The sequence below is a fragment of the Candidatus Nitrospira nitrosa genome (assembly GCF_001458735.1).
GTDB lineage: Bacteria > Nitrospirota > Nitrospiria > Nitrospirales > Nitrospiraceae > Nitrospira_D > Nitrospira_D nitrosa.
Genome location: NZ_CZQA01000001.1, coordinates 581,509 through 607,808, shown reverse-complemented (window position 1 = coordinate 607,808; position 26,300 = coordinate 581,509). Strand labels below are relative to the sequence as shown.

Genomic DNA, 26,300 nt, shown 5'->3' with positions numbered 1-26,300 from the left:
TTCATAGCAGTACTTTTATTATGGAGGCTCCATGGCTAGCCTAGGTAGCGGTCATGATAGTAACGGTGAGCGTGCGCTGGTTCAACGAGGGGTCGGCTTGGCAGCGATCACGATTGAACAAGGCCCGGCATTGGCAAAGTTGCCTTGCTGGCAGGCTGTGCAAATACCACGAGGGATGTTTACGGCGTCCCGTGCCATTCTCACAATTCTTCTCTTGTTTCTGATCGTCCTTGAGTTTGTCCCCTGGACACAAACGATTCAAGCGTCCGGCAAGGTTTCTGCCTATACTCCCTATGATCGGCCCCAGAATATTGAATCTCGAATTACTGGTCGGATCAAGGCGTGGCACATTTATGAAGGTGTGAAGGTTAAAAAGGGTGAACTTGTCGGTGAGCTTGAAGATTACGATCCGACCTTTATGGCCCCAGAGATCCTTCCTCTGTTTGAGCAGAGAAAAGACGCCTTGGAGAAAACCAAGCAAGCGGCATTGGCCAGGGCAGACCAGTTGAACCGGCGAATCGGTGAGATGAAGAAACTGGTCCAGGCGGCTGTTCCTTCAGCAGAGGCGCGGGTTGTTGAGGCAGACAATAAAGTGCGTGAGGCTCAACAGAAGGTTGAGCAGTACAAGATCGACGTGCACACAGCCCAACTCAATGTCGACCGCCATCGGCAACTAGTTCGGGAAGGGTTGGTCTCCCAACGTGAACTTGAGTTGACGATCCAAACCGAGATCGGGACCAAGGCAGGCTTGCAGGCGGCACAGGCGAGTTTGCAGGGTGCCGAGCAGGCCAGGTCATCGCTGAGCTTTGGTCGTGATCAAGTCTCAGCGGATGTCAATCAGAGGCTGATGGATGCAATCGCATCCCGCGATTCCGCGGTTGCTGAAGCTGCGAAGGCCACCGAATCGTTGGCGGACATCGCTTATCGGCAACAGGGGGTTCAGCAACGTATTGAAGCAGCAAAACTTTTTGCCCCTATGGACGGCACGGTCGTCAAGATGGCGAAAGTTGGTATCAATGAGACGGTCAAGCAGGGAGATAATTTGGTCACCATCTCTCCCCTCGCTGCCGATCCAGCTATTGAAATGAAGGCTGAAGGGTTGGATTCTCCCCTCCTGAAGCCTGGGCGCAAGGTGCGGATTCTCTTCTTCGGGGTTCCGGCTATTCCGCTGCCGGCTTGGCCCGGCCTAATGGCTGGCACCCGTGGAGGTATCATCAAGGTAGTTGACCAGATCGATGATGGTAAGGGGAACTACCGATTCTGGGTGGTTCCGGACCCAGATGATCCTCAGCCATGGCCTGAGCAAACTCAGGTAAGACAGGGAACAAAGGTGCTGGGTTGGGTGGTTATGAATCGTGTTCCGCTCTGGTACGAACTGTGGCGGCGATTCAACTTCTTCCCACCTGACTATCTGGAGCGTGAGCCGAGTCTGTTTGAAATGTTCGCGCCGAAGGTGGCAGCGCCTGCCGCTAAGTAAGTGAATGGCGCCGCGGCGCCGAGATCCTCAGAACAATGGCCCAGGGGAATCCCCCCTGGGCCATTTTATTTGAACCCTCCGGCCGAATGTAAACCAATCAGCGTTAAGCTGACCGCTTACGGCATCACATCTTGAATGTCTAAGCTGGGATTCTCCTAAGTACTCAGTACCAAGCTGGTACTCGCGGGGTCCTTGTGGGTGGATTGTCTTGACCCGGTTCGGCGGACTCGCTATGGTGCCGCTATCAAGCTGCTATTGGTGTGTGTTCTGTCTACTCAAAGGAGGCGGAGGGTATGGGTAAGCGTAAGCTGCCGGTACGACAATCTCAGGTCAGCACCCGTGCGAAAGCGCTGGGTGGTCGGCCGATTGTTGGAGTATTAGGAGGTAGTAAGTCGGACTTTCCTATACTTGAAAAAGCCGGGGCGATCTTAGCTGAATTGGGGATTCCGTATGAACTCCTTGTTGTTTCGGCGCACCGGACACCAGATCGACTCTTTGAATATGCCACCACGGCTCCGGAACGAGGTATTCAAGTTATTATCGGTGGGGCAGGTGGTGCGGCGCATCTTCCTGGAATGCTCGCTGCGAAGACCCATCTCCCCGTGATTGGTGTGCCGATTCCGACGGAAAACCTTCGTGGTTTAGATTCATTGCTCTCCATCGTTCAGATGCCCAAAGGTGTTCCTGTGGCAACGGTGGCGATCGGTGGTGCAGAAAATGCTGGTCTCCTGGCCGCGCAGATCCTTTCAGGGAGCCGTCCTGACATAGCGGAGCGCCTGATTGCGTACCGGCGTATTCAGACAGAGACGGTTCTCCACTCCCCTGAAGCGAAGGGAGTCGGTTGTGACACGTCAGAGGTGTCATCGACCAAACGGCGACCGTGATGCATACGATACTTGACCCAGGGGCTATGCTGGGGGTGCTTGGTGGTGGGCAACTCGGAGCGATGTTCGCCGGAGCAGCTCGTCGCATGGGCTACCGGGTTGCCATTTGGGATCCCGATCCCGATGCCCCCGCCCATCGGGTTGCGGACGAATCATTCTCTACATCCTTCGCAGATCATGACATTAGGGAGCGGTTCATCGATACGGTTCAGGCCATAACGCTCGAATGGGAAAATATCCCGGCCGAGCTCTGTCAATGGCTTGAACAACAGCGGCCGCTGCGTCCGTCCAGTGCCGTCCTGCGCATCATTCAAGACCGGCTTACCCAGAAGCAGTTTTTATCGTCCTGTTCGCTCCCCCTTCCTGACTTTGCTGAAGTGACATCGGAGCATCAACTTCATCAGGTGATCAGTCGCCTTGGTCTTCCGCTGATCTGTAAAACGGCAAGGAGTGGTTACGATGGGAAAGGGCAATGGCTGATTAGAGAGCCCTCTGATATCCAGCGGTTTGAGCGTATTCTTGCCACATCCTCTACCAGGGTCAGGTGGATTGCCGAACAGTTTGTCTCGTTTGTGCGGGAGCTCTCGGTCCTCGTGGTCAGAAGTGCGAGCGGGGAAACACGAGTCTATCCTGTCGTTGAGAATCGGCATGAGCAGGGGATTTTACGTGATAGCGTCGTTCCTGCTTCCATCTCCCCCAGTGACGCCGAGGCAGCCTGTGAGCTTGCCGTCCGGGCAGTGGCTGAGCTGCATGGAGTCGGAATCTTCTGTATCGAGCTCTTTCAGGCCCAAGACGGTCGCCTTCTCATCAATGAAATTGCACCGCGCCCGCATAACTCCGGCCACTATACATTGGATGCCTGTACCGTCTCTCAGTTTGAGCAGCAAGTGCGCGTGATGTGTGGTCTTCCATTGGGTGAAGTGAGACTCCTGTCCCCTGCTGTCATGGTGAACCTCCTTGGTGACGAGGTGACCACGGTGCTGTCCGGTGAGAGAAGCCGGGGAACCTTTTCCATCCCAGGTGCCGCAGTACATCTGTATGGAAAGCGGGTGATTCGCCAGGGAAGGAAGATGGGTCATGTGACGTTTACGGCTCCAGAAAGAGAAGCTGCAGTCGCATCGGCTCAGCAATTCCTGTCGCAAGTCCGCAAACCTCCCTCCGCCATTCCATTCCATCAATAGGCCAAAGGTGCCCTTCAAACGTTCGTTCTTGACCGACAGTGTCCGTTCGATTTTGTCCCGTGATGGTCCGGAAGCGGTCCAAGCCAGGGCGGCACAGGCAGAAAATCGAAGAATTCACCACGAGCTGGGGGGCACACAATTTGCTGTTTTCCCGCTATTCTCACCTCTGGAGGTAGACCTAGCATGGGAACTCGCTCGACCCAATCTCACTCCCCCCAAGCGCCAGACAGACTTTATCGGATGCTGACGGACTCGGGATCACGCTACCTTGTCCTTCAGGGGCTGGTCACCATCATCTTGTCCTATGAGCTCCTGTTTGGTGCAGACCCCATTTTGAGCCGAGTGACTACCAATAGCTTGGTGCTGGGGCTCTGGCTTGGGGCCATTGCCCTGGTCATGCTGCCTCGAACCGTTTTTGACGCAGCCTGGTTTGGGTCCGTGCTGGTGACCCTCGATACGATTCTGGTGACCGCTGCTATTTATCTTTCAGGGAATGCCCGATCTGATCTCTATATCACCTATTTTGTGCTTATGTTACTGGCGGCTTCCGTTCGGCGACTCAGTCATCTATTTGGTCTCTCCTTGCTCTTGAGCGCCGGATATTCTGTCGTCCTGTATGAAGGCATTCTCAACACGGGAGCGCCGGTAACCGGACAGTTGTTGGGAATCCCGGTGCTGGTCGTGATGGCGGTTTTCTATGGAGTGGCTTTAGAAAATACGGAGGTTGTCCGGCAGGAAAAAGACTCCTTACAAAAAGATGTCGAAGGGTTGAAGAAGACCGAAGAGGGCCTGGTCGCTGCGAAAACAGAATTGGAGGCCAGGATCGCGGCATTAAAATCAGATCTGACCAAGGCGAAAATGGATCTGCGAGAAGGTCAACTTACCCGTCAGGGGCTTGAGCGGCAGCTGCAGGAAACGCAGAAACTAGAGGCCGTCGGTCGAGTCGCGGCGAGAATTGCGGTGGAATTTGGATCCCTGTTTTCAGCGGTTGGGAAACAGACGGGTGTTATGTTGGCGCACCTTCAGCAACATGACCCGCTTCGAGGTACGGTTGATGAACTGTTTAAGGTCGGAGAGCAGGCGGCTACGCTCACGGCACAACTCATTGCGCTGAACCTTGAGAAAGGTTCGGATAGAAACAAGGTGTCGGTCAATGCCGTATTGGGTGATGTACGTAGCATGATTGCTGATCTTCTACCCGAGCAGATTGAACTGAAAGTCATGCTGGATCCCCAGGTGAGTCATATAGAAGTTGATCGGGAGGGATTAGAAACCATCCTCTTTCAGCTGGTCGTGAATGCAAGGGATGCCATGCCGAATGGAGGTCGGCTCACGATCGAGGTCAAGACGATCGAAACGCCAGTGAAATCCGCCAAGACAACTCAGATCGGTGCGGCGGCCTCTCAGATTGAGATTGCCATCAGCGATACCGGAACCGGTATGAACCTGGATACCCAAGCCCACATGTTTGAGCCGTTGTTTTCAACCAAGGAAATGAATATTGGACTCGGACTAACCGCTGTCTTTCGGATTGTCAAACAACATGGAGGTCGGCTTAGTGTGGAGAGTCGGCCAGGGCAAGGGACGGTCGTCCGCCTGTCCTTTCCCGCTGCATCCGTACCAGAGGGACAAGAGGAATCACTTCCAAAGTCTATGTTGGCCAGGGGGGGAGAGACCGTCCTGCTGGTGGAAGAAGACGAAATTGAACGAAAGTTAGCGAAGTCGGTCTTGCAGCGGCACCGCTACCATGTCCTGGAAGCCGCCTCACCGGTTGAAGCGCTGATGCTGACACAACAGTATCAGGGGATTGTGCATCTTACGGTGAGTCCATTGGTCATGCCGGAGATCGGTGGGCGTGAATTGGCTCGCCGGCTTTTAGACCTCCAGCCCACAATGAAGGCATTGTTTCTATCCAGTTATGATGATGAAACGATTCGACAGCATCGAATCAATCAGCGGTTTGTCCTGCAGCAGCCGTATCGCCAAACCGGATTGATCGGGAAAGTTAGAGAAATGTTGGATGCCGCCTAACCTTCTTCGGCGGCGTCTGGATTGCTTAGTTACCGATCCCAGGTTGACCGTCCTGGAGCAAAGAACCGCACGTCCTTCCGCTTGAACAGTCCGATTAACGCCATACCTGCAAGAAATCCTCCGATGTGAGCGAAGAAGGCGACCCCACCGCCTTTGGATCCTACACTCATGCCTCCGCTGACGAGTTGAGTCACGAACCACATGCCTAGGACGATGCCGGCCGGCACACGGGTCATTCCGATTGCCGGGAGCATCACCAAGACCCGCGCGCGTGGGTAAAGCAAGAGGTATGCGCCCAGCACCGCAGAAATGGCTCCACTGGCACCGACCATAGGAATCTCGGAGGAAGGATCTGTGAGTGCATGGCTGAGTGCCGCCAGAATCCCGGATAGGATATAGAAGACGATGAACTTGGCATGACCCATGGCGTCTTCAATGTTGTTCCCGAAAATCCATAGGTAGAGCATGTTCCCCAGGAGATGCATCCAGCCTCCATGCAGAAACATGCTCGTCACCAGTGTGAATACGGCGGGAAACGCGACCGCCGCTTCCTCTGGGAGTGAGGCGTGGCCGAAGATCACAGAGGGAATGGCACCATATTGAATGGCAAAGAGCTGAGCTGGTACGTCTAATAGATTGCTCTGATAGAGAAACACGACGAAACACATGGCGATGAACACCATCGTCACGAAAGGGGTCAGTCTGGTCGGGTTATCGTCGTGGAGTGGGATCACGACTCTTCACAGGTATAGGTGTTAGCGTCGATCCATAACCAAACGAGGCAATCGCTCGTCGATTGGGGGATATCCATCGGGGCTTAACGGAACCGAAAACCCGGCAGCATGAGTATGGCCGCCACCGCCGAATGCAGCGGCAATCGCGCCCACGTCCGTCCCATCTGGTCGAGAACGCATGCTGAAGTAGCGACGGCCATCCCGATCATGCCAGATTACGCAAAACGGATGCTTTGGCGAAAGCCGCTCGCCGATCTGGCTCGTAAGGATCGCACTCTGGACGGACGGAACGACTTCTTCCTGGAATGAGACCATCACCGCCTGTGCCGCAAGTTTCCCAACTAATTCCTGTTCATAGCGGAGAATGGCCCGACCTTCCTGCTCGAGTGTCGATTGCGAAAACTTATCCCATAAGTTGAAGTCGAGTGGATAGGAAGCCAATGCCGCGCTGATTTCACGACTGCCGGATAATGCCCATGTCCATAAGTCCTTGTCTTGCACGTACTGGAGCAGCCAAGGTGCGGTCGTTCGATGAGTCCATTCCCAGCTCAAGACGGCTCCGGACTTGGTCTGGTCAAAGTAGGCATGGGGAAATCCGGCCAAGGTTCGTTCGGCGGTGATATGGTGGTCCAAGATCAGGAGTTCTTTAGTTTCTGCGGCCATCGTCTCCAGAATCGGTCGTGCATAGCTGAAGTCGACGATTAATACTCGACGATCATTGAGGTCGGATGGCGGAGGCTGGCCGTGTTTCACGGGGAGAAATCTGGCGTTCGGAAACTTTTTCCAGACCGCCCAGGCGGCTCCAAACCCATCGAAACAGTCCGCATGGTACAGGACGATGTCAGGGGAACCGTGGAATGGTGGAGCGGTTGATACGGGAACCATAGACTTCGGCGAGGACCTATATCTGGCGTAATACAACGGGTTAACTGTACATGGAATCGGAGTGTCTTACAAGTCGTTGAGATGGTGAATCAGTTGGCGGAGCCGTCCGGCACTGCGTCGATTGAAGCTGAACACGAGCCGTGGGAGCTCTCGTATGGTCGGTTCATCAAGTTCTTCTTGCAGAGAGCCGCTCTGTTCAAAGGTGCCGTCGGAGAGTAGATCGGAAAAGCGTTCTCGAATCTGTTCAAGTTGTTCCGCAGCAATGGGCTGTTTCAGTCGCATAGCCAACTGTCTGCCCACAAATCGCATGGAGTGATAGCGCCGGTAGAAGCGGAGAATGTGGCTCACGGCTTCATCGGCGGAGGTCACGATGGTGAAGAGCGCCAGGTCTTCCTCATTGATCAGTTTGCGGCGCAAGAGTTGTCTTGTGATGAATGCCGCCCAATCGTCCCAATAGTCACAGCCGGGAGCCTGAAGACAGACGATCGGCTGCGGATCGCTCTTCCCGGTCTGAGCGAGCGTCAGGATTTCAAATCCCTCGTCATGTGTGCCGAACCCTCCGGGAAACAGCGCGATGGCATTGGCTTCCTTTTGGAACATCAACTTGCGGGTAAAAAAATACTTGAAGGTGATCAGTTTCGGGTCGTCGGCGATCGTCGAGTTCGGTCCCTGTTCGAACGGCAGCATGATGTTGACGCCGAAGCTGTGCTCACGTCCCGCACCCTCTTGTGCGGCGCGCATGATGCCATCGGCACCGCCGGTAATGACCATGAATCCCGCTTGCACAATGGCTTGGGAGAATTGGTGGGCCAGCTGATAATTAGGGTCGTCGGTGGGAGTCCGTGCCGAACCGAAAATGCTCACTTTTTGTCGATCGCGATATCTGTGGAATACACCGAAGGCATGGCGGAGCTCTTTGACCGCGCGGTTGATGATTTTGACGTCCAGCAGATCCAACTGCGCTTCGTGCAGCTTCAACAGTCCGGTCATGAGCTCACGCATGAGTGCGGCATGAAGGTCGTCTTCCGGACTATCAAGGAGCAGGTTGATCTGCTGGAGGATCTCCTCTCGCGATAAGGCGGGGCGGGATCGGAGCGACGCAGACTTGCTGGACATCGTCATGGGTATCCTTGTGTGTGAGTAATAAGAGAGCTTACCAACGGAATGGATCCTGGTCAAAGATTGATGCAAACAGGACCAGTCTACGATGAACTGAGCGAGGGAGGAAGGTGCCCGAGCACCCAGGCTTTGATTCGAGACTGATCTGCAGGAGAAAGATCGAGAAACTGGACTTCTACGGCAGGAGGCGTGGACAAAATGGGTCGGGTCACACCCGATATGGCTTCAAGGCTGGCGTTATTCAGTACGGTCGCTCTGATAGTGAGAGGGCTCATTGTTTCTGAAAGCGAGAAGCCCAAAACAACTCGGGCACCGGGTAATAGTAAGGCGGAAGAGACCAGCGACGCACCGGCATGGCTTAGTTGGGTGATGGTGCTCTGATGGGCTGCTCCCGCGCCCTCTCCCTCCATCACACTGATGGTTGCCGGAATATTGGCTGCACATCGCTTGGGTGACAGCACCAAGTCTCGGGCGGTCAATACACCGACGGGCTGATTTTCTTTGGTGACGATGAGAATCGGGGTTCCCGAGGACATCATGAGGGTAGAGGCCTCTTCTATGGCTCGATCGTACTCAATGAATTGGACCGGACGTGTCATGATCGTCCGTACCTCGACATCGTCTGGTTCGAGTCCTTGAGCCACGACCTTCTTGACGATGTCGGTTGGAGTCATGAGGCCAAAACGCCATTCGCTGTCTTTGACCAACAGGCAGGGCATCCGCTCGCGTTCTAGCAGTGAGGCCGCTTCAGTGACCGATACATCTCCGGGAATTTGGACTACACCGGGTGTCATCATATGTCCAACCAGGATAGTCTGCGGATCCTCCCCTCGCGGCCGTTGAATATCCTTCTCCAGCATCGCTCAGCCAGGTCCTTTCTTCTCACGAATCTTCTTGCCTGGCCGCAATGTATGCCAAGTATAGCAGACGGTTTTTGCAGGCCTTGGTGACGTGAAATCCTTGTCATTCAAGGGTTTGACGGCATACACTAGGGCGTCATTTTGCCGGTTGACAGAATGGGATATATGGGGATGGCAAGCCTGTCTCACAAAGAATTCCTTCGTCGTGTGACGCACATTCCGATCCATGGGTTAGGACTATCCGTGGATATCCATGCCCCAGAGGTCACTAGCTTGCTGCGAAGTCTACGAGCACGTCAAGTGCCACCTGGCTATTTTGAAGTATTTTATACAGAACCGGCGGCATTAGAGGTGGTGCGAGAGCAGGTCGGCGAACGTTTTCTTGCCTATCATGGTGAAGGGCTGTGGATAACCCAGCCTGAAATGTCTGGTTCCTGGGCCGGTCGGCAAGAACTGGATGATGCGATCACCCATCTGCAGATCCTCCAGAGTGCGTGGCTCAATCATGAATGTGCGACAAAATACCTGGCAGGTTATTCGTACGGAACCTATCTTCCTCCGCTTTATACACGAGCCAGTGCTGAGACGGTGGCGGAGAATGCGAGGCAGATCCAAACGCTCTTGGATGAACGGTGTGTGCTGGCAAACGAGAGTACGCCGTTGCTGTTGCTGGAGATGCCACCGCTCACTTATTTTGTGGCGGGGACTCTCCCGATTCCCACTTTTTTTCGTCTAGTAACTGAATTGGCTCCGTGCGGGCTGGTTCTGGATGTGGGCCATCTCTGGACCGTATTTCGATATTCGGGAGCATATCGAACGAGTTCATTGGAGACATTCGTCCAAACCTTTCTCGACGAGTTTCCTCTGAACCGTGTGGTTGAGATTCATGTAGCAGGGCTGGCCATCCATGAGTCATGCTTGGATGCTGCTTCTGCACAGGTCCGGTCAGACTCCAATAGTGTCCTTCCGGCATGGACCGATGCCCATGCAGCGCCCATTCCTTCGGTCTTGTTCGAGATGCTGGATCAGATTTTAGCTCAGCCTCAGCTGACCAACCTCAAAGGTCTGGCCTTGGAGGTTGATATGAAACCAGAGGAATTGATTGTCGAGGAGTTTGCCAGGTTCACCCGACGCTATTCCAACGGCTTTCGACGTATGAACGTGGAGAACAGTGCAGCGTCAGAATCAGAGGCCATATCCATAGAGCGAAAGGTTGTTTCGCCCGCTGACAAGCTGGCGCTTGCAGAAGCCTACGATCGGTATGCGCGGGCTGTAGTTGGCAAGGCAGAGGCTATTGGGGAAGAATGGAATGGGGGACAAGCTTGTTTCGATGAGCTCGGTCTCTATCGCTTCAGCTATCTCCCGCATGAGATTCTCCATTGGGGCGGCGAGATCCCTGATATGTTTCCAGAGTCATGCCGAGGACTCGAGGAACTGCACCTGTCACTCGCTGAATTTGTCCAGTTCTGGTTTCGGGAACCACGATCGCTCTCAGGGACCTATGATTTCTTCTTGCTCAAGGTTGACCGATTTGTGGAGTTTGTCCGCGAGGTGGCACCGATGTTGGAAGCGATTGCTGAGCGAGAGGCCGAGGTGCTTCGACAGGGCTATCGTACGGCCAATACTCCTCACGGAGCCGCGCAGGTAAATTAAGATGAACTTTTGGTCGACACTTCCCAGACCACTCGTCGGATTATCACCGATGGACGGTGTGACCGATGCAGCATTTCGGTCCGTGATCACGGGCCAAGGTAAGCCGGATGTTACCTATACTGAATTCACGCACGTGCATGATGTCTGCCGTGGTCCTGAGATTCATTTGGAGACGCTTCTCTACAGTGATGTCGAGCGTCCCATCGTGGCCCAACTCTATGGGAAAGATCCGGAGTTGTTCTATCTCGCGGCGCAGGCTGTGTGCGAGCTCGGGTTCGACGGACTGGATATCAACATGGGCTGCCCATCAAAGAGTGTGGCTCATTCCGGATCCGGCGCAGGTCTCATTCGAACCCCTGAACTAGCCCGTTCCATCATGCAGGCGGCTCGATGTGGAATTGACGATTGGGCAAGCGGACAGACGCTGGAACAGGCTGGCTTCAAGTCGTCACGGATTGTCGCGTTTGAACGAATGAATCAACAGCGTGGCGCCGCGAGTCCCGTGCCACGACGACCGCTGCCGCTTTCAGTAAAAACCCGCCTCGGGTATGAAGATGTGACGGTGGAAGCCTGGCTGGAACAGCTCTTATTGGAAAAGCCGACGGTGATTTCGCTCCATGGTCGCACGCTCAAGCAACTGTACCGTGGCACAGCAGACTGGTCTGCCATTGCTCGTGCTGCGGCGTTCATGAAAGGGACCGGAACGTTGTTGCTGGGAAACGGCGATATTCAGAATCTCGAAGAAGCTGCGATGCGTGTGCGCGAGACCGGCGTTGATGGGGTATTGGTCGGACGGGGAGCCCTCGGGGCGCCGTGGCTCTTTCGCTCAAAGGAGCGGTTCCGCGCATGTTCCCAAACAACAACTGAAGCAAAAGGTCTCTCAGGTCCGGCTGAGAAGGTTTTGCTAGACGAACGCTTTGCGGTGCTGCGTGATCATGCCCATCAGTTCCAAACGATCTTCGGAGAGCGGCAGTTCCACCGGATGCGCAAACATTTGGGATGGTACTGTAAGGGCTTCCCTCATGCCGCGGCACTCCGTGCGCGAATGGTTCGGGTGTCATCCGTTGAAGAGCTCAACCAAGTTCTCTCAGATTTTCGGAGCAGCGCCCAGAAGGGGCTTGAACCATCATCCGCAGAGTCGGTCGATGAAACCATTCTCCTGGCTTCGCGATGCAGCTGATCCTCGCCTCGAGTTCACCGCGCCGCAACGAGCTTCTTGCTCTTTTGGGGCTGGTCTTTGAGATCTATCCGTCGGACTTCCACGAGCTTCCGTCGGTGGGACTGTCACCACTCGAGCAGGTCAAACATTTCGCGCTTGAAAAAGCGCGAGCAGTGGCCAAGATTCATCCCCAAGCCTACGTGCTGGGCAGCGATACCCTCATTGAGCTGGAGAGGCGATTGTTGGGAAAGCCCCGAGACCTTGCTGACGCGCGGGTCATGCTGGGGGCCCTAGCCGGCCGATCTCATCATGTCCATACAGCTGTGGCACTCATCAACGGCGAACACAACTATGAAGCGGTCAAGGTGGCAACGGCAACGGTCCACATGAAACCCGACAGAGGGGAGCTGTATGAACGGTATCTTGCGTCAGGGGAATCACTTGGGAAAGCCGGGTCCTATGCCATTCAGGGGCTCGGTGGAGATTTAGTGGAACGAATCGAGGGCGACTATACTACTGTGGTGGGCTTACCGTTGAAGCTTGTCGTGGAGTTACTTCAATCGGCTTCATGTCAAGTTGCCGTAAATGTGGGATCTCTCTATCAACGAAGGCCCTACGCGAACTGGCGCCGGTTCGCGGTGTAATTGCAAAGGCAGCATGGTTCCCCTACAATGCCCACCGATCCTTGGAAAGGGCAGCAGCCACTGGATTTCAACCATCAACACAGTCACAGGACACCATGACTTGTCGTAAACAGATGATACTGATGTGTGGGCTCATCGGAATTCTGAGCGCGGGCACGAGTGCAGCCTGGGCGATCGATGTGAAGCTGTCGTCAGAAGACGCACATAAGGCGTTGGAGACCGGCCGGCTTCCGATGGAAAAGGCCAACTCCCCGGAAGACGTGAAGAAGGTGCTTCAACAGGCATCGTTGGCTACCCGCGTAGGTGCCGATCCAGAAACGGATCCCTGTGGGGCGAGCGCCGTTCTACGGACAAAACGTTATCGGCTGGAAGCCTTCGGTCGCCAGGAAGCGGCGGAATCGAAGAAACGGAATACCGAAATTCGTATGCCCGAAGAGTTCATCAAGAAAGTGATGGACATGCCGAACATGGAGATCGAGGTACAGCTTTGCGGCGACGATGAGTACTTCGCCGAGGGTGCCCTGATCGAGCTGCAGCAAGGGGCCAAGCGGATCAAAGCCATCGACATCGGCAAAGCCGAGCGAGGGAGAAAAAACGAAACGAATGGCCCAGCCTACCGGTCCCGCTTTACCGCGCTCTTTGCTTACGAGCAGTTTGACCCCACCGCCTCATCAGTGTTTGTCGTCAATCTGCAAGATGGCAAAGAAATTCGCATCCCCGCCGAATTCTCCAAAGTGAAGTAAGCATCGTCCTCGTTCTTGACTGATAATCACGCCACGCGTTACTATTAGTGTCTGTGGTCAAGTCGTTTAAGTGTGCCGAGACGGAAGCGCTTTCAAAGGGATCGCCAGTTAGGCGATTCGCGAGGATCGCAACCGTGGCACGGCGGAAGCTGCGACAATTAGAGGTCGCAGCCCAACTCGACGATTTGCGGATTCCCCCTGGAAATCGACTGGAAGCTTTGAAAAGGGATCGTGTGGGGCAGCACAGTGTCCGTATTAACGATCAGTTCCGTCTCTGCTTCCGTTGGACGAACACGGGGCCTGAAGACGTCGAGATCGCGGACTATCATTGAGCGAGGAGAACGATGCGTAAACTCAAGCCTGTCACGCCCGGGGAACTCTTACTGGAGGAATTTCTGAAACCAATGGAGATTAGTCAGTATCGATTGGCGAAAGAAATCGGTGTGCCGGCGCAGCGAGTCGGGGATATCATAGCGGGAAAACGTACCATTACGGCCGATACCGACTTACGCCTCTGCCGGTTTTTTGGTCTTTCGAATGGTTACTGGCTGCGCGCGCAAGCCGCCCATGATACGGAAGTTGCCGAACGTGTCCTTGGTTCGAAGCTCTCAAAGATCAAACCATGGACCGGGTCGAAAACATTGAAGGTTGCATCCTGACCGATTGTGTCCCGTGTTTGTCGTCAATCTCCAAGACGGCAAGGAAATCAGAATCCCCGCCGAGTTCTCCAGGGTGAACTAGACACCGATTCAAGTCAGCACCGATTTGCCGAAAGAAAACACTGCTGGGGAGACGGCTCTCTAAGCGTTAGGGGAGGTTGCCAGTTGCAAATGCTTCTCTGTTCTCGTAGATTTTCCATGAGCGAAGTGGTCACGAAAGTTTGTCTCTCCTCGCCACAGACATTTCACTTATCTGTGAGATCGTGCCTCCGATAAATCATCTTCATTCAACGAGAATGATCAAAGAGCAAGGAAAGCTGATTGAGGGTTACTGTTCCTCCATGAGGAGAATGAACCGGTGTCCGCGGATTTTGGTAATCGCACATGCATTTGTAGCTCTGAGTGTGACATATGCGTCGCCCTGGGCATTTGCGCAACGTCCCAGCTTCGATATCCAAAATTCTGAAGCACGGACTCAGCGGACAGAGATAGAGGACTTGAAAGCCAGGGTTAAGCAGCTGGAACAATCAGTTGAAGACATGAGAAGAAAAGAACCGCAGCCGGATGAACCACTTGCATCGGGAACTCAAACGGAAGTGCCTGCCATAGATCGTGAACGAGAGCTCGTCACAGAAGATGCGTATGCGGATGCTCGACTGGATAATGCCCCGTTTGACCCTGCCCTTCGCGGATTTTTCCGCTTTCCTGGTTCCCATACGCTGATGCGGATAGGGGGATATATCAGGACCGACGCGATTTATGACTCCAGCGAGCTTGGGAATATCAACCAGTTTCGGACCGAAACTATCCCAACGCCGAACCTCGATGCATCAAATTACAATATGGCGGCAAGAGCCTCGCGCATCAGCCTTGAAACGAGGACGGATACTCGATGGGATGTTTTGCGAACCTATATCGAATTTGACTTTGTCGGCCCCGGGAACACTACCAATTTTCGCCTGCGACATTTCTACGGGCAGTTAAAAAATCTTCTCGTTGGGCAAACGTGGTCGACCTTTCACGATTCGGATGTGATCCCCGAAACAGTGGATTTCAATGGCCCGAATTCTTGGATCTTCCAGTTTAGCCCTCAGGTGCGATATACGCACCGGTTGGCCACACGACATGCCATTTCGGTTGCCGCTGAACAGCCTTCCTCTGGGATTCCCTCCACGAATCCGGTCACTGCTCAATCGGTGTCCTCAAACAGTCCATTCCCAGATTTTGTCCTTCGCTATCGGTATGAAACCGATGATTACCACTTCAACACTGCGGGACTCTTTCGCTCCGTCGGCGGGGTGACGAGCTTAGGGCAATCGGATCATGTATTTGGCTATGGAATAATGGCATCAGGGCTGGTGAGGCTCTGGGGTCGAGACAATACGCACTATTCTCCGTAAATATCCGACAGTCCGTCAGGTCCTTCACGGCTTGGCGATAACGGCGGTCGCATCGGGGTGCATCCAAGATGCGGCCGATGATAGTGATACCGGTCCAGAAATGCACGCACCTCGCCCTGGAGTGTGGGCAGTTCTTCTACTCGATAGGAGATCCACCCCAAGCATTCCTTGCGCAGGGTTCGATTGAAGCTCTCAATATACGCCTGCTCGTTCTTCTTATAGGGACGGGCGATGCGATGTCGTGTACAATACTGGAGCACCTGTTGGGCAAACACGCCTTTGAACTCTGAGCCCCCATCGGTCTGGATGATCTGCACAGGCCCGGTAAAGCGGCGAGTCATGGCTGTGCGCAAAAACATGGCCCCATCCTCGCTTGTTAGTCCGGTCCGCAGAACGACATCCGCTTCCTTTGTATAGATGTCCACCCCGGTAAAGGCGAAGACCTCGCCAAAAACCACGGTATCCATCTGAATGACCGCGCGGGGAGCCGTGGCAATCGGCACAACGCCGCGTGGCTGATTGGTCCGGCCCCGAGGCCGTAAGACGTATCGTTCAGCCAAGATTTCATAGATCTTGGGAACAGAGAGATGGATATGCTGTTCATGAGCCAGAAAGTACTGAATCTTCTGCCCACAGCAGTCGTGTTCACGGGTGCGAATCGCCCAGACGAGGCGTTTGACCGCTCCCGGGACCTGTCGTGCCGGACGTGGCCCCGTCTTGGCCGCAGCATAGCGATCCAGAAAGACAGAGAGTCCTTCGATTCGAACCGCCTTCAGCCAGAGTCCTATGGTTTCTCGATGGCGCTCGAGTTGGCCCGCGATCGCGGAAACGGAGAGCCCTTGAGTCGCCAGTTCCGCTGCAAGAATGATCCGAGTTCTTGTGTCCATGTCCAGAGTCTACTCTGGACTGTCGGATATTTACGGCAACAATGCGCAATATTGTATTTCAGGGGGTGTATGGGGAGGGGATCACTCGGTACTTTAGCGATACGAAGAATCTCAATCTTGACGCGGGATATGAGTTGTCGGGATCCATTAACGTGCAGCCGACCTATGGAGGCTATGCGGCCATTCAGCATTTCTGGAATGAACATTGGAGGTCAACGGTGAGCTACGGTTTCCTTCAGGTGAATACAACGGAACTCTCTCCTGCTGAGACCTATAAGCGAACGCAGTATCTCGACTGTAATCTCATGTATAGTCCGGCGGAAGGGATCACGATCGGTGGAGGGTTTCTGTGGGGGCAAAGAGTTAATAAAAACGATGTATCAGGAGAGGGATTCAGAGTCAATTTTCTGGTGAAGTACGACCTCGTCAGGTTGCAGCAGGATGTCAAAAAAGTATTACCGTTTTAGGACCCTCACGTCCTCTCAGCTATCCCACGCGAGCAGCCCTTGACCTATGAACAGTCCGACCATACCCCGTCTTCAGTGGTTGTCGTGTGCTTTCGAGATGGTGAAGAGGGCGGAGCCTCTGTCAAGTTCTCTGCAGTGAGTCAGACTCGATTGGTCTCCCTCGTTTCCGTCGTCCAGTTCAAATGAACAGAATTTCTGTTGCGCCATTATGGTCAACTTCCCATATTCGCCCAATCGTGGGTGGCCTTGTCTTCCGAGCTTGCGGATCTTTATGGTAGACGCCAGAACTAGGAGGCACACATGAAAGCCCTTGGCTACACACAGGCACATAAGCTGGATGCGTTCAATCTTCAGTTGACGGAATTGCCCGATCCCATTCCAACTGGCCATGATCTTCTGGTTGAGGTCAAAGCCATTGGTTTGAATCCAATTGATTACAAGATCCGCTCGCGGCGATCCGGAACAGACGGAAAGCCTGTCATCTTGGGGTGGGATGCCGCGGGGATTGTACGGGCCTGCGGCAATGATGCAGTGCACTTCAAGGTCGGTGACGAAGTGTTTTATAGCGGAGATCTGAACAGGGCTGGATGTTACGCGAGCTGGCAGCTGGTCGATGAACGGCTCGTGGCCATGAAGCCGAAGAACCTTTCATTTGCCGAAGCCGCAGCTCTTCCGCTGACGAGCCTCACAGCTTACGAGATGCTCTTCGAAAAGATGCGCCTCACTGGGCCTGACCGTAAGACCATCCTCATCATTGGCGGCGCCGGAGGCGTGGGGTCACAGGCGATCCAATTGCTCAAGCTCAAAACTCCCCTGACCGTCATTGCCACCGCATTTCGTTCGGAGAGCCGACAGTGGGCGACCAGTTTGGGTGCAGATCATGTGGTGTCACATCAGGACTTCGTCTCAGACATTCGAGCACTCGGAGTACAGTTCGTCGACTGCATCTTCAGTACAACCCATTCCGGTCAGCACTGGACCAACATGGCTGAGATCGTAGCGCCGTTCGGCGAAATTGGGCTTATTGACGACGCCGATGGTCTGGATATATCCATCTTTAAACGAAAAGCCGTGAGTCTTCATTGGGAATTGATGTTTACCAAGTCCATGTTCGACTATCGCATGGAGTCTCAGGGAAGAATTCTTGCGGAGGTGAAAGATTGTGTTGAGGCCGGGAAGATGCGCACGACGGCGAACAAGGTGTTACACGGACTGACTGTCGAACATCTTCGTGCCGGCCATACCATGCTGGAACAGCACACCAGCATCGGCAAGGTGGTGGTGCAGCTGTAATGGCCCCCTCCTAGTGATAAGGAGGAATCTGGTGGTCAGCAGATTGGCTGTTGGCTCAGCTCACGAACCGGCGTAGAATTATCCACCTACCTCCTCAATGCTCAAGAGAGTGTCGTGCTATGAGCGACAACGTTCGGGATGATTCGGAATATTCGAACCGAGCGCGGACTGCGCCGGCACTCAATCGACGCCAGTTTCTTGCTGGCGGTGCATCGCTGCTGGCAATGAGCGCATCGTCGGCGCTGTTCGATGCACAAGCCGAACAGTCACATGACACCAGTGATCCCACGCGGGTGCCTGGTGCCTCGCCACATCCCTATGGCGAGCGGTCGCCTTTTGAGAAGCAGGCAAGACTCGTCGCGCCGACCTCTTCAACCACTCCGCTTCAAGACCTCCAGGGGATCATCACCCCTTCAGCACTCCACTTTGAACGACACCACAATGGGGTACCAGCCATCGATCCAACCCGCCATCGTTTGTTAATACATGGGTTGGTCGATCATCCCCTGTTCTTCACTCTGGAGGAATTGATGCGGTTGCCGTCGGCGTCTCGCATCGCCTTCGTGGAATGCTCTGGGAACAGTCGAGACGGGTGGGGTGAGGCACGGGACTCCACCGTGCAGGGGCTTCATGGCTTGACGAGTACGAGCGAGTGGACCGGCGTCAAGCTATCCACCTTATTGGATGCGGTTCATGTACAGCGGGAAGCGACCTGGATGTTGGCGGAAGGAAGCGATGCGGCTGCTTTGGCTCGCAGTGTGCCGCTCACCGATGAGGTGCTGAACGAAGCGATGGTCTGCTATGGCCAGAATGGTGAAGCATTGCGGCCTGAACAGGGGTATCCACTGCGATTACTCCTCCCCGGATTTGAGGGCAACATCAACGTGAAATGGCTGAGACGATTGAAGTTTGGTTCAGCGCCGTTCATGACCCGGTGGGAGACGGCGAAATACACGGATCTGCTCCCTAACGGGACAGCCTATCAGTTCAGTCTCGCCATGGAGGCGAAGTCGGTCATCACGAGGCCCTCTGGACGACAGCAACTTCACCCAGGCGTCCACGAAATTCAAGGTCTCGCCTGGAGTGGGCGTGGGCGCATCACAGCCGTCGAAGTGTCGGTGGATGGCGGACAGATCTGGAGACTGGCACAGCTACAAGAGCCGGTGTTGCCCAAATGCCATACGCGCTTTCGGTTTCCCTGGAAATGGGATGGTCAAGAGACCATCATCCAGAGTCGCTGTTTCGATGAAACTGGATACCAGCAGCCGACTCGCGATGCACTCATCAAGGTGCGTGGGCTCCATTCAAGCTACCATTACAACGGGATTCAGAGCTGGAAGATCGGGCGAGATGGCACTGTGAGGAACGTCTATGCCTGACAGGCTGTTGAAGAAGTGCGCCAGCGGCGTTCTTGCATTGCTTAGAGATTCACCATACCGCTCAGAGTATGTCTCGTCTCTTCGCTCGCTGCGGCCTTGCTGGACGGAATTTTTGAACAGCCTGTGGGCCGCTTTGCTCTCGGTAATCATTCCGAATGCCGTACGTGTTCAGCATGATGAACATGTTTATCAACGTACTGCTAACGGTCTTTGGAGTGTTCCAATCGGTTTGGTGATGCTGGTGTTGTTCATTCCATCGGTCGGATTGTCTGCAGAAATGGGTGATCCAGGTTATGGCGCGGGGCAGCCTGCGTCGGCGAGCGATATCGCAGCGTGGAATATCGACGTCTCACCGGATGGACAGGGTCTCCCACCGGGTCAGGGCACGGTGAAACAGGGGGCAGAGCTCTATGCGATGAAGTGTGCTGCGTGCCATGGGCCGACGGGAAAAGAAGGGCCGAATGACGTGCTGGTCGGAGGGCAAGGCAGTTTGCGGACGACCAAGCCGCTCAAGACCATCGGGAGCTATTGGCCATACGCCACGACTTTGTATGACTATCTCCGTCGGGCGATGCCGTTTACTGCCCCTCAGTCGCTGAAGGCGGATGAAATCTACGCACTGGTTGCCTGGCTACTGCATCAGAACCAGATTATTGCCGAGGATGCTATTCTGGATGCCCACAGTCTTCCCAAGGTTGAGATGCCCAACCGGAACGGGTTTATCCTTGATCCCAGGCCTGATGTGCACTAACAGGATGCTGAAAAAGTCCACCAGCGGCGTTCTCGCATCGCCCAGAGGCTCGACGTACTGGAGCGTATGCCTTACCTCTTCGCTCACTGCGGCCTTGCCGGACGGCCTTTTTGAGCATCCTTAAGTTATTGTGGTGTGTATCCCACAGGGAACATTCAGCGACTTTCATAACTGAGTTGTTCAGCATATTGCTAAATGAGAGCAGAGGCTATGTGTAAAACATGTTGCGATTAACAGACAAGATCGCAATTGTCACCGGTAGTAGCAGCGGGATCGGCAAGGCCATTGCCCTTCGGTTTGGCCAGGAAGGCGCAAAGGTTATCGTGGCGGCCAGGCGAATGGCACGCTGTCAGCAAACGGTGCAACAGATCCAACAGAATGGTGGAGAAGCCATAGCGGTCCAAACAGACGTGGCCGACGAGCGGCAGGTGGAACGGTTGATCACCGAATCGGTCTCTCGTTACGGTCGGATCGATATTCTCGTCAACAATGCCGGCATCGGCGGTGGTGGGCGAATCGCTGACACGAGTATCCAGGCATTCGATGAGGTGATGACGATCAACTTACGTGGCACCTTCTTGTGTTGTCGGGCCGGCTTCCGGCAGATGAAGCAGCAGCGCGGCGGGGTGATTCTCAACATGTCGAGTGTGGCTGGTCTGCAAGCCTGGGGAGGCACGGGAACCTACAGCGCGTCGAAGCACGGCATTATGGCGCTGACTAAATCCTTGGCTGATGAAGGCAGACCCTACGGCATCAAGGTCAGTGCTATTTGTCCAGGAGCTGTGGCTGACGAATTGGTGGATGCGCCTCAGGCAGAGATTGAACGCAGTGAGAAGATTGACCCATTTGATGTGGCCGAGGCCGCTGTGTACCTTTCTACGTTGGGAAAGTACACGGTTGTCCATCAGATCGTCATCGATCGGCTTGGCGCGGATTGGTAGCAACCAAACAAGCCTGCGTGCCCCTTCACCACTCGGTCTGCGGCTCTTTGGTCAACTTCGCACCAATTCGTTCCAATTGCCGGCGATGAACCAGTGGTAAACGTCTGCCAGACAGTGCCAGTTGTGATTTGCTGTAGATAAGTGCATCCAGGCTACGGAGTTTGGTCAAGAAGTGAGCCTGCCGCGTACCGAATTACGAAACCGCTCGTAACTCGTAATCAACTCCGCGTCGATGCAAACAAATCAAGGCATGACGGCTGAGGTTATCCACGAGCGCGAAGACCTGGTTCCAGGTGAGTTCGGGACAGCGGTCCAGGAGTTCTTCGAGTGGAATACGTTTCCGTTCCTGCACAATGGCCAGTAGTTTCGTCGCCGGTGATTCAATCATAGCGCACCTCCTTGGGGTGAAGATCAATAGGCACAGTATTGTGAGGCCTTGTTCGTGTCGTTGGGTTCCAGCGGGAATCCCGATTTCGAGTGTTGCCATCGCTTCCTTCCTGTTCTCCTTCACAAGCAGGGTATCGGATGCTCATTCCAAACAGATCACGAACAAGTAAAACCTATGTTAACTGCAAGGGTACTTGGCGGGAGGCTCGTACGATTCGAAGTGCAGGGAGGGTGAGGGGGTAGACTGTGGCGTGTCATGGCGTTACCGTGAAGATGAGGAGTAGGAAGGGCCGGAGAGGACGCCCCCTTTTGAAGACAAGGTAGAGATGCGCTTGGGAGAGGTTGAAGAACGGGGCGGAACTGCCGCGTCGACTAGGCAGGCAGCTCACGAGCGGAGAGATGCTTAAAACTCGTCGATGGACACCGGTCGAAGAAAGTCTCGAACAGAAACAAGCCCGATGAGTGCGCCTCCTTTGGTCACTCCGAGGTGCAGCGTGCGATGCTTATCCATGAGGTCGGCGGCTTCTGTTAATGGCCGCCGCTCTTCGATACCAGGAACGGGACTGCTCATGATGGCATCAACCGGCACAAAGTAAGATGCCTTCTCAGCACCGACGAATTTCTTGACGATGTCCGACTCGGTGACGATCCCGATGATCTTTGCTTTGTGTGTCACCAATACACTTTCTACATTGCAGGCTCTCATGAGTTTCGCTGCCTCGATGACTGATGTACCTGCCTCCACTGTCACCGGTTCTGTCTGCATCAAGTTGCCAACTGTTACCATCTGATCCTCCTTTTTAAGATTATGTATTGCTATCAGGGTAGCAAGAGTCTGTTGCTGGAGCGTTATGGGTCTATTACAAGCATGTAAAGTTATTGGGGCGGTTGGCGCACCATCACTGTTTCAGACAGTGAGAATTATGTGATAGTAGGGCGGTAGCCAACAAGTATGAGTACGTCGACGGTCTGGGCTATCGCTTGGGGGGGGGTGCTGCGTACCGCTAGTATTTCTGCTGCTGGGCATGACTGGGTCGTCACAGCCTCTTCCGCCAGAGCTGAGCTTCAACTTGTGATTCCCCGTAGCTTGCTACGGGGATCCTCTCCTCTGGTACCCTCTGGCGCATGACGGATCAGAGGGAAGATGAAGTTCGCAAGGGGGCGCACTGTGCGTGGCAAATCCACTACCATGTTGTGTTTCCGGTGAAATACCGCAAGGCGCTGCTGGATGAGGAGGTGACCGCGATTATCCAGGAAACGGCGGCCGAGATTGCGGCTCGGTTTCCGATCGAAATGGAAGCGATTGGAACGGATAAGAATCATATTCATCTGCTCTGCAGTGCCCACCCGAAAATGGCTCCGGGACGGATTGTGCAGATATTCAAAAGCATCACGGCCCGGGAAATCTTTCGACGGAAGCCTGCCGTCAAACGAGTGCTGTGGGGCGGTGAATTTTGGACCGACGGGTATTATGTGGCGACGGTCGGAGAGCGAGCGAACTGGCAGACAGTCGAGCGGTACGTACAGCGGCAAGGGCAACCCCGCGCAGAGCTCTGGCAACTCCGAATGTTTTAGTTCTGTGATACCCCGCAGCTTGCTGCGGGGAGCTTCATTCCGATCAGGTCATGATTGTGGCCAATGGTAATAGTCGTAAAAGTGTCAAAGTTGCAGAATATTACGCGGCACGCCGCAGTGTCCCATCCTAGCAGATTGTGAAGTTGGATCTGCCGGAGGGTGAAACAATCAGCCGAAGCGAATATGACCGGAAGATAGTGGTGCCGATTCGACAGATGCTGCAGCAACAGAATCTGCACAAGCGGGTTCGCGTGTTGGTGACTGTCTATGGAGTTCCGCTTCATGTGGGGCCTTCCGATTTTACAACAGCAGAACGAACGCTGCGTCGTGATGCTGCTGAAAGATTGGAAGCTGCGCGTACTCACCTGGTTGAGGTGGAACAGCAGGTTCGGGCGCTCGTGGTTCCATCCGATGGTGGGGGCGCGCCTGGTAGCGACCAGAATCAGAACTTGCCGACCTATGAGCGGAACATGGGGACGGTCTTCCGCCTGGATCGCGTCGTCCTGAGTTCGCTGGAATGGGCTCGACAGCACTCACCGATGAATCCTCAGGTCTACGCTAAGCTGGAGTTCCTGTTTCGACGCTATAAGGGGCTGGCAGGTGTGGCCGAGTTGCACCATGAGGTGCCGTCATCAGTGCAAGGGTCGGACAGTACCCACGAAGAACGACGAGCGCAACAACGTGAAGGATTGCAGTTGTTGGTGGGATCGCTGGAGCTTCCGGTTCGGCAGAACCGAGATGATCTCTATCGGCGAATCGAATTGGTTTACGGACAACATGGGGGTTTTTGTGCTGGCGGCGATGGAATTGGAACTGCTTTCCGATGAATCGAGCAATGCCAGTGTCGATAGTGAACTAAGCCTGCTCTGGTGGGAATGGGGTGACTACCCGCTCGCCTGGCGGCATCCGAATCCCTTTTATCATGCAGGTCCTGCTTCAAAGAACAAATTCATTCGAGATCCTCCAGCTTTGATGGTCAGCCGTCTGGATGCGCCAACAGCTGAGTTGGCCGCACAGTTGGACGATCATGCGATGGAGGCAGAAGCGAACGGTTTAACCGGATCAATGTATCTCGATGCTCAAGGGATGCCTGCCAAGGAACGACCAGATACCTACAGGAAATACGATCAGAGCCTCCAGCACCTCGATACGTTTATCACGGAACAGAGTGGGTATCGATCCGTCTTGGAAAATACCAAAGCACGATTTGACCATCCCGGCCAGACCCCTGATGTGGCACTGTATATTGGGTGGTACCGATTGAGGCATTATGAGGATGCCTTTGCTTTTCGGCCTGGTGCCATTGGATATCACATGGCCTCGGCCGAGGCGGTCAGTCTGCATCAATCTGGCGTGACGGGCTGGTGCAAGAACGCGTTAGAACACGGCATTACCGCCACACTTGGTTCGGTAGGGGAACCCTACCTAGACGCTTTCCCAGAGCCACTGGAGTTTTCAGCTTTGCTGATGACCGGCCAATATACCCTGCTCGAAGCCTATTATCTGACCAGCCGCTGGGTGAGCTGGCGCATGGTGCTTGTTGGAGATCCCCTCTACAATCCTTGGAAACAGAAGCCAGCCGTCAAACGGTCGGCGCTCCGTATGTTCCCCCTGGCGCCAATGGCACCGTCGGACCAGACCTTTGCTGATCCGTTTCGCGCCCAGGAAGAGCGGCGACATCTCTATGCGCGAGCGAGGGCCAGACTGGACGATATCCTTCGCCGTCAGGAACGTGCTGCCCAACACAAGACATCGTGATGAAGAGAGAGCCTATCTTGAAGGTTGAGTGTGAGGTGTTCGATAAATGTTCGCCCTGATGGGCGCTTTCCCAACAGCCTGGCCAAAATATGTGCAGCTGGATGATTTCAAGATATCATCCCATGCTTGATGTACAAAACTGTTGCTGGTCTCCTTTCTTCCTTCTTTTTGGTTTTCTTCTCTTTTCTAAAACCAGAGGAAGCTCCCTCAAGATCTTCTTCCTTCCCCGGCTCAGCTGCTGCCATAACTTCAACTCTCGGCCACAGACATCGTAAATCAATTCAATGCCCCGATAAAACCCATTCTTGCGGTCTCTTAAGCTAGGTATTGCTTCACTTAAAGGGTGGGAGTGAAATGTGCCGAGGAGACGTTTGCCATATTGTGAAATAGATCTCTTGATGGATCTAACGTCTGAAAGGCGTAGCGCATATCTGCCAGGTTGAGCACTGTAATTCTTCAAAAATTCAAAGGAGATGTATCCTCGTTGGTCAATGATCGATACACCGCATACTTCAGAATGATCTTGTTGTTGGGCCTTATAGGCACGACGGTGAAGTCGAAGCTTCTCGCGGTTGGATATGAAATACTTCTGTTGCGACTGTCTCCGATCGTTCTTGTTAACCATAATGAGTGGGGTCGTTCGGCAGAGGGGCGAAGAATAGCCCGGGTGTCATTGCTCAATCATCGTCTGACTCCTTACGACCTCTGTCTTGTATTATAGACAGTCGAGCGAACATCGGAACTGATTTCACGGAATCATTCACTGAATTCTTCCCACCCACTCAGCCGACTCCCTAAGACCAACGAGCGTCTGTTTGTGGAGACGAGAATGAGTCCATTGTCGTTTGTGATCTCCACGATACGCTCGTGCACATCCAAGGGCTTCGAAGAAAAGCTGCCGAGCAGCGAGGTGAACCCGATGATCCGTTCATTGGTGATGAACACGGCTCCATAGTCATTACTGTGGAAGCGGGTGACCTGTTCTCGCACTCCCAACGCGTCCTCAAACCAAAGACCATTGGCGCCACGGAAGGCGTATAGATTCCGGTCGGTTCGAACCAGGCTGAAGGCTGCCAGAATCTTTCGTTCCAACACCGTTTCGTTCAAATCCAGATCTATCTTGGTCCACGTCAGGCTGCGGCTCGAAAACCCCAATAGCCGTCGTGAGGTCACTACAATGCCATTGATACCGATCGCTCCCGAACCGATGACCCGTTCTTGAGCCTCCAAGCGAATTTCCCTTCGGCCACTGAATGGGCTAGTGGCCACGGCGTGGTCGGACTCCAACCACAGAGTGACCTCCGTGCCCGTCTCCAGCGCTGGCGCAATCCCTACCCATAGGAAGTGAGTGTGGAGGCAGACGAGGATGATGAGGAGCAGTCGACGAGAAACAGCCATACCTCATTCTACCGTAGATTTACGAAGGGTGATGG

Annotated in this window: 28 protein-coding genes and 1 pseudogene; 19 read left to right on the top strand and 10 right to left on the bottom strand. The window is 54.3% G+C overall.

Features of this window, described 5'->3' with window-relative positions; all coding sequences use genetic code 11:
* The first annotated feature begins 31 nt into the window (after positions 1 to 31).
* The 4 genes from COMA1_RS02920 (at position 32) to COMA1_RS02905 (ending at position 5,573) form a co-directional block, all read left to right on the top strand.
* Complete coding sequence (locus tag COMA1_RS02920; RefSeq protein ID WP_090743521.1) at positions 32 to 1,477, top strand: HlyD family secretion protein; 1,446 nt, start codon at positions 32 to 34, stop codon at positions 1,475 to 1,477.
* Positions 1,478 to 1,770: 293 nt separating this feature from the next.
* Positions 1,771 to 2,361 (top strand): 5-(carboxyamino)imidazole ribonucleotide mutase, encoded by a 591-nt coding sequence (gene purE, locus COMA1_RS02915; RefSeq protein WP_090743517.1) that lies wholly within the window; start codon positions 1,771 to 1,773, stop codon positions 2,359 to 2,361.
* Complete coding sequence (locus COMA1_RS02910; RefSeq protein ID WP_090743514.1) at positions 2,361 to 3,542, top strand: 5-(carboxyamino)imidazole ribonucleotide synthase; 1,182 nt, start codon at positions 2,361 to 2,363, stop codon at positions 3,540 to 3,542. Before purE ends, COMA1_RS02910 begins: the two co-directional genes overlap by 1 nt.
* A gap of 183 nt (positions 3,543 to 3,725) precedes the next feature.
* The gene (locus tag COMA1_RS02905) at positions 3,726 to 5,573 is read left to right on the top strand and encodes an ATP-binding protein (RefSeq protein ID WP_090743511.1); all 1,848 of its coding nucleotides are present in this window, start codon (positions 3,726 to 3,728) and stop codon (positions 5,571 to 5,573) included.
* A gap of 29 nt (positions 5,574 to 5,602) precedes the next feature.
* Here the strand turns inward: COMA1_RS02905 and COMA1_RS02900 are convergent, their stop codons facing one another.
* From COMA1_RS02900 to COMA1_RS02885, 4 genes are all read right to left on the bottom strand, one after another.
* Positions 5,603 to 6,307 (bottom strand): rhomboid family intramembrane serine protease, encoded by a 705-nt coding sequence (locus COMA1_RS02900; RefSeq protein ID WP_090743508.1) that lies wholly within the window; start codon positions 6,305 to 6,307, stop codon positions 5,603 to 5,605.
* A 21-nt stretch (positions 6,308 to 6,328) separates the two neighbouring features.
* Positions 6,329 to 7,192: a DHHA1 domain-containing protein gene (locus COMA1_RS02895; RefSeq protein ID WP_090743506.1), complete on the bottom strand. Its 864-nt coding sequence runs from the start codon at positions 7,190 to 7,192 to the stop codon at positions 6,329 to 6,331.
* Positions 7,193 to 7,258: 66 nt separating this feature from the next.
* On the bottom strand, positions 7,259 to 8,314 hold the full coding sequence (locus tag COMA1_RS02890) for an LOG family protein (RefSeq protein ID WP_245630821.1): 1,056 nt from the start codon (positions 8,312 to 8,314) through the stop codon (positions 7,259 to 7,261).
* Between the two features lie 80 nt (positions 8,315 to 8,394).
* Complete coding sequence (locus tag COMA1_RS02885) at positions 8,395 to 9,171, bottom strand: CBS domain-containing protein (RefSeq protein ID WP_090743503.1); 777 nt, start codon at positions 9,169 to 9,171, stop codon at positions 8,395 to 8,397.
* 171 nt (positions 9,172 to 9,342) lie between these two features.
* Here COMA1_RS02885 and COMA1_RS02880 point away from each other — a divergent pair, with 171 nt between their 5' ends.
* From COMA1_RS02880 to COMA1_RS02850, 7 genes are all read left to right on the top strand, one after another.
* Positions 9,343 to 10,824: a multinuclear nonheme iron-dependent oxidase gene (locus tag COMA1_RS02880; RefSeq protein WP_176697807.1), complete on the top strand. Its 1,482-nt coding sequence runs from the start codon at positions 9,343 to 9,345 to the stop codon at positions 10,822 to 10,824.
* A 1-nt stretch (position 10,825) separates the two neighbouring features.
* Positions 10,826 to 12,004, top strand: a complete 1,179-nt coding sequence (locus COMA1_RS02875; protein WP_090743497.1) for a tRNA dihydrouridine synthase — start codon at positions 10,826 to 10,828, stop codon at positions 12,002 to 12,004.
* Positions 11,995 to 12,627 (top strand): Maf family protein, encoded by a 633-nt coding sequence (locus tag COMA1_RS02870; protein ID WP_090743495.1) that lies wholly within the window; start codon positions 11,995 to 11,997, stop codon positions 12,625 to 12,627. The genes COMA1_RS02875 and COMA1_RS02870 overlap by 10 nt, the downstream gene beginning before the upstream one ends.
* A gap of 95 nt (positions 12,628 to 12,722) precedes the next feature.
* A complete protein-coding gene (locus COMA1_RS02865) occupies positions 12,723 to 13,370 on the top strand; it encodes a hypothetical protein (RefSeq protein ID WP_141654196.1) in 648 nt (215 codons plus the stop codon).
* A 53-nt stretch (positions 13,371 to 13,423) separates the two neighbouring features.
* Entirely contained in the window at positions 13,424 to 13,702 is a 279-nt protein-coding gene (locus tag COMA1_RS02860; RefSeq protein WP_090743489.1) for a type II toxin-antitoxin system RelE/ParE family toxin, read from the top strand.
* A gap of 12 nt (positions 13,703 to 13,714) precedes the next feature.
* Positions 13,715 to 14,029: a HigA family addiction module antitoxin gene (locus tag COMA1_RS02855; RefSeq protein ID WP_090743486.1), complete on the top strand. Its 315-nt coding sequence runs from the start codon at positions 13,715 to 13,717 to the stop codon at positions 14,027 to 14,029.
* A 539-nt stretch (positions 14,030 to 14,568) separates the two neighbouring features.
* Entirely contained in the window at positions 14,569 to 15,429 is an 861-nt protein-coding gene (locus COMA1_RS02850; RefSeq protein ID WP_176697806.1) for a DcaP family trimeric outer membrane transporter, read from the top strand.
* Here COMA1_RS02850 and COMA1_RS02845 read toward each other — a convergent pair.
* Positions 15,417 to 16,316 (bottom strand): integrase core domain-containing protein, encoded by a 900-nt coding sequence (locus COMA1_RS02845; RefSeq protein WP_090743480.1) that lies wholly within the window; start codon positions 16,314 to 16,316, stop codon positions 15,417 to 15,419. The genes COMA1_RS02850 and COMA1_RS02845 overlap by 13 nt on opposite strands.
* Positions 16,317 to 16,357: 41 nt before the next feature.
* Here COMA1_RS02845 and COMA1_RS02840 point away from each other — a divergent pair, with 41 nt between their 5' ends.
* From COMA1_RS02840 to COMA1_RS02820, 5 genes are all read left to right on the top strand, one after another.
* Complete coding sequence (locus tag COMA1_RS02840; RefSeq protein ID WP_090743477.1) at positions 16,358 to 16,783, top strand: hypothetical protein; 426 nt, start codon at positions 16,358 to 16,360, stop codon at positions 16,781 to 16,783.
* A gap of 300 nt (positions 16,784 to 17,083) precedes the next feature.
* Positions 17,084 to 18,076, top strand: a complete 993-nt coding sequence (locus tag COMA1_RS02835; protein WP_090743474.1) for a zinc-binding alcohol dehydrogenase family protein — start codon at positions 17,084 to 17,086, stop codon at positions 18,074 to 18,076.
* A 119-nt stretch (positions 18,077 to 18,195) separates the two neighbouring features.
* Positions 18,196 to 19,455: a sulfite dehydrogenase gene (soxC, locus tag COMA1_RS02830; RefSeq protein WP_090743471.1), complete on the top strand. Its 1,260-nt coding sequence runs from the start codon at positions 18,196 to 18,198 to the stop codon at positions 19,453 to 19,455.
* A gap of 235 nt (positions 19,456 to 19,690) precedes the next feature.
* A complete protein-coding gene (locus COMA1_RS21940; protein WP_090746765.1) occupies positions 19,691 to 20,206 on the top strand; it encodes a c-type cytochrome in 516 nt (171 codons plus the stop codon).
* A gap of 221 nt (positions 20,207 to 20,427) precedes the next feature.
* Positions 20,428 to 21,147 (top strand): SDR family NAD(P)-dependent oxidoreductase, encoded by a 720-nt coding sequence (locus COMA1_RS02820; protein WP_218055292.1) that lies wholly within the window; start codon positions 20,428 to 20,430, stop codon positions 21,145 to 21,147.
* Between the two features lie 193 nt (positions 21,148 to 21,340).
* Here COMA1_RS02820 and COMA1_RS02815 read toward each other — a convergent pair whose 3' ends face one another.
* Together COMA1_RS02815 and COMA1_RS02810 are read right to left on the bottom strand one after the other, a co-directional pair.
* Positions 21,341 to 21,535 carry a hypothetical protein gene (locus tag COMA1_RS02815; protein WP_090743468.1) on the bottom strand — a complete coding sequence of 65 codons (195 nt, stop codon included), beginning with the start codon at positions 21,533 to 21,535 and terminating at the stop codon, positions 21,341 to 21,343.
* Positions 21,536 to 21,937: 402 nt separating this feature from the next.
* The gene (locus tag COMA1_RS02810; RefSeq protein ID WP_090743465.1) at positions 21,938 to 22,321 is read right to left on the bottom strand and encodes a CBS domain-containing protein; all 384 of its coding nucleotides are present in this window, start codon (positions 22,319 to 22,321) and stop codon (positions 21,938 to 21,940) included.
* Positions 22,322 to 22,659: 338 nt separating this feature from the next.
* Between COMA1_RS02810 and tnpA the strand changes: the two genes are divergently transcribed.
* The 3 genes from tnpA to COMA1_RS02795 all read left to right on the top strand — a co-directional run bounded on the left by tnpA (position 22,660) and on the right by COMA1_RS02795 (position 24,867).
* Positions 22,660 to 23,109 (top strand): IS200/IS605 family transposase, encoded by a 450-nt coding sequence (gene tnpA / locus COMA1_RS02805; RefSeq protein ID WP_090743461.1) that lies wholly within the window; start codon positions 22,660 to 22,662, stop codon positions 23,107 to 23,109.
* A gap of 137 nt (positions 23,110 to 23,246) precedes the next feature.
* On the top strand, positions 23,247 to 23,936 hold the full coding sequence (locus COMA1_RS20940) for a hypothetical protein (protein WP_176697805.1): 690 nt from the start codon (positions 23,247 to 23,249) through the stop codon (positions 23,934 to 23,936).
* Positions 23,848 to 24,867 carry a TIGR03790 family protein gene (locus COMA1_RS02795; protein WP_176697804.1) on the top strand — a complete coding sequence of 340 codons (1,020 nt, stop codon included), beginning with the start codon at positions 23,848 to 23,850 and terminating at the stop codon, positions 24,865 to 24,867. The genes COMA1_RS20940 and COMA1_RS02795 overlap by 89 nt, the downstream gene beginning before the upstream one ends.
* A 107-nt stretch (positions 24,868 to 24,974) precedes the next feature.
* Here the strand turns inward: COMA1_RS02795 and COMA1_RS21475 are convergent, their stop codons facing one another.
* The 3 genes and pseudogenes from COMA1_RS21475 to COMA1_RS02785 all read right to left on the bottom strand — a co-directional run bounded on the left by COMA1_RS21475 (position 24,975) and on the right by COMA1_RS02785 (position 26,265).
* On the bottom strand, positions 24,975 to 25,112 hold the full coding sequence (locus COMA1_RS21475) for a hypothetical protein (RefSeq protein ID WP_245630819.1): 138 nt from the start codon (positions 25,110 to 25,112) through the stop codon (positions 24,975 to 24,977).
* Between the two features lie 38 nt (positions 25,113 to 25,150).
* A pseudogene (locus tag COMA1_RS22110) lies at positions 25,151 to 25,492 on the bottom strand (Mov34/MPN/PAD-1 family protein); the annotation flags it as partial.
* 131 nt (positions 25,493 to 25,623) lie between these two features.
* Positions 25,624 to 26,265 carry a hypothetical protein gene (locus COMA1_RS02785; protein WP_090743450.1) on the bottom strand — a complete coding sequence of 214 codons (642 nt, stop codon included), beginning with the start codon at positions 26,263 to 26,265 and terminating at the stop codon, positions 25,624 to 25,626.
* Between the last annotated feature and the right edge of the window lie 35 nt (positions 26,266 to 26,300).

Coding starts and splice junctions, on each gene's coding strand:
- COMA1_RS02785 (WP_090743450.1), bottom strand. CDS start 26,265: ATGGCTGTTTCTCGTCGACTGCTCCTCATCATCCTCGTCTGCCTCCAC.
- COMA1_RS02835 (WP_090743474.1), top strand. CDS start 17,084: ATGAAAGCCCTTGGCTACACACAGGCACATAAGCTGGATGCGTTCAAT.
- COMA1_RS02795 (WP_176697804.1), top strand. CDS start 23,848: ATGATCTCTATCGGCGAATCGAATTGGTTTACGGACAACATGGGGGTT.
- COMA1_RS21475 (WP_245630819.1), bottom strand. CDS start 25,112: ATGGCAGCAGCTGAGCCGGGGAAGGAAGAAGATCTTGAGGGAGCTTCC.
- COMA1_RS02820 (WP_218055292.1), top strand. CDS start 20,428: ATGTTGCGATTAACAGACAAGATCGCAATTGTCACCGGTAGTAGCAGC.
- COMA1_RS02880 (WP_176697807.1), top strand. CDS start 9,343: ATGGCAAGCCTGTCTCACAAAGAATTCCTTCGTCGTGTGACGCACATT.
- COMA1_RS02890 (WP_245630821.1), bottom strand. CDS start 8,314: ATGACGATGTCCAGCAAGTCTGCGTCGCTCCGATCCCGCCCCGCCTTA.
- COMA1_RS02895 (WP_090743506.1), bottom strand. CDS start 7,192: ATGGTTCCCGTATCAACCGCTCCACCATTCCACGGTTCCCCTGACATC.
- COMA1_RS02850 (WP_176697806.1), top strand. CDS start 14,569: ATGAGAAGAAAAGAACCGCAGCCGGATGAACCACTTGCATCGGGAACT.
- COMA1_RS02910 (WP_090743514.1), top strand. CDS start 2,361: ATGCATACGATACTTGACCCAGGGGCTATGCTGGGGGTGCTTGGTGGT.
- COMA1_RS02815 (WP_090743468.1), bottom strand. CDS start 21,535: ATGATTGAATCACCGGCGACGAAACTACTGGCCATTGTGCAGGAACGG.
- soxC (WP_090743471.1), top strand. CDS start 18,196: ATGAGCGACAACGTTCGGGATGATTCGGAATATTCGAACCGAGCGCGG.
- COMA1_RS21940 (WP_090746765.1), top strand. CDS start 19,691: ATGCTGGTGTTGTTCATTCCATCGGTCGGATTGTCTGCAGAAATGGGT.
- COMA1_RS02865 (WP_141654196.1), top strand. CDS start 12,723: ATGACTTGTCGTAAACAGATGATACTGATGTGTGGGCTCATCGGAATT.
- COMA1_RS02845 (WP_090743480.1), bottom strand. CDS start 16,316: ATGGACACAAGAACTCGGATCATTCTTGCAGCGGAACTGGCGACTCAA.
- COMA1_RS02840 (WP_090743477.1), top strand. CDS start 16,358: ATGCGCAATATTGTATTTCAGGGGGTGTATGGGGAGGGGATCACTCGG.
- tnpA (WP_090743461.1), top strand. CDS start 22,660: ATGACGGATCAGAGGGAAGATGAAGTTCGCAAGGGGGCGCACTGTGCG.
- purE (WP_090743517.1), top strand. CDS start 1,771: ATGGGTAAGCGTAAGCTGCCGGTACGACAATCTCAGGTCAGCACCCGT.
- COMA1_RS02875 (WP_090743497.1), top strand. CDS start 10,826: ATGAACTTTTGGTCGACACTTCCCAGACCACTCGTCGGATTATCACCG.
- COMA1_RS02855 (WP_090743486.1), top strand. CDS start 13,715: ATGCGTAAACTCAAGCCTGTCACGCCCGGGGAACTCTTACTGGAGGAA.
- COMA1_RS02810 (WP_090743465.1), bottom strand. CDS start 22,321: ATGGTAACAGTTGGCAACTTGATGCAGACAGAACCGGTGACAGTGGAG.
- COMA1_RS02870 (WP_090743495.1), top strand. CDS start 11,995: ATGCAGCTGATCCTCGCCTCGAGTTCACCGCGCCGCAACGAGCTTCTT.
- COMA1_RS02885 (WP_090743503.1), bottom strand. CDS start 9,171: ATGCTGGAGAAGGATATTCAACGGCCGCGAGGGGAGGATCCGCAGACT.
- COMA1_RS02905 (WP_090743511.1), top strand. CDS start 3,726: ATGGGAACTCGCTCGACCCAATCTCACTCCCCCCAAGCGCCAGACAGA.
- COMA1_RS02920 (WP_090743521.1), top strand. CDS start 32: ATGGCTAGCCTAGGTAGCGGTCATGATAGTAACGGTGAGCGTGCGCTG.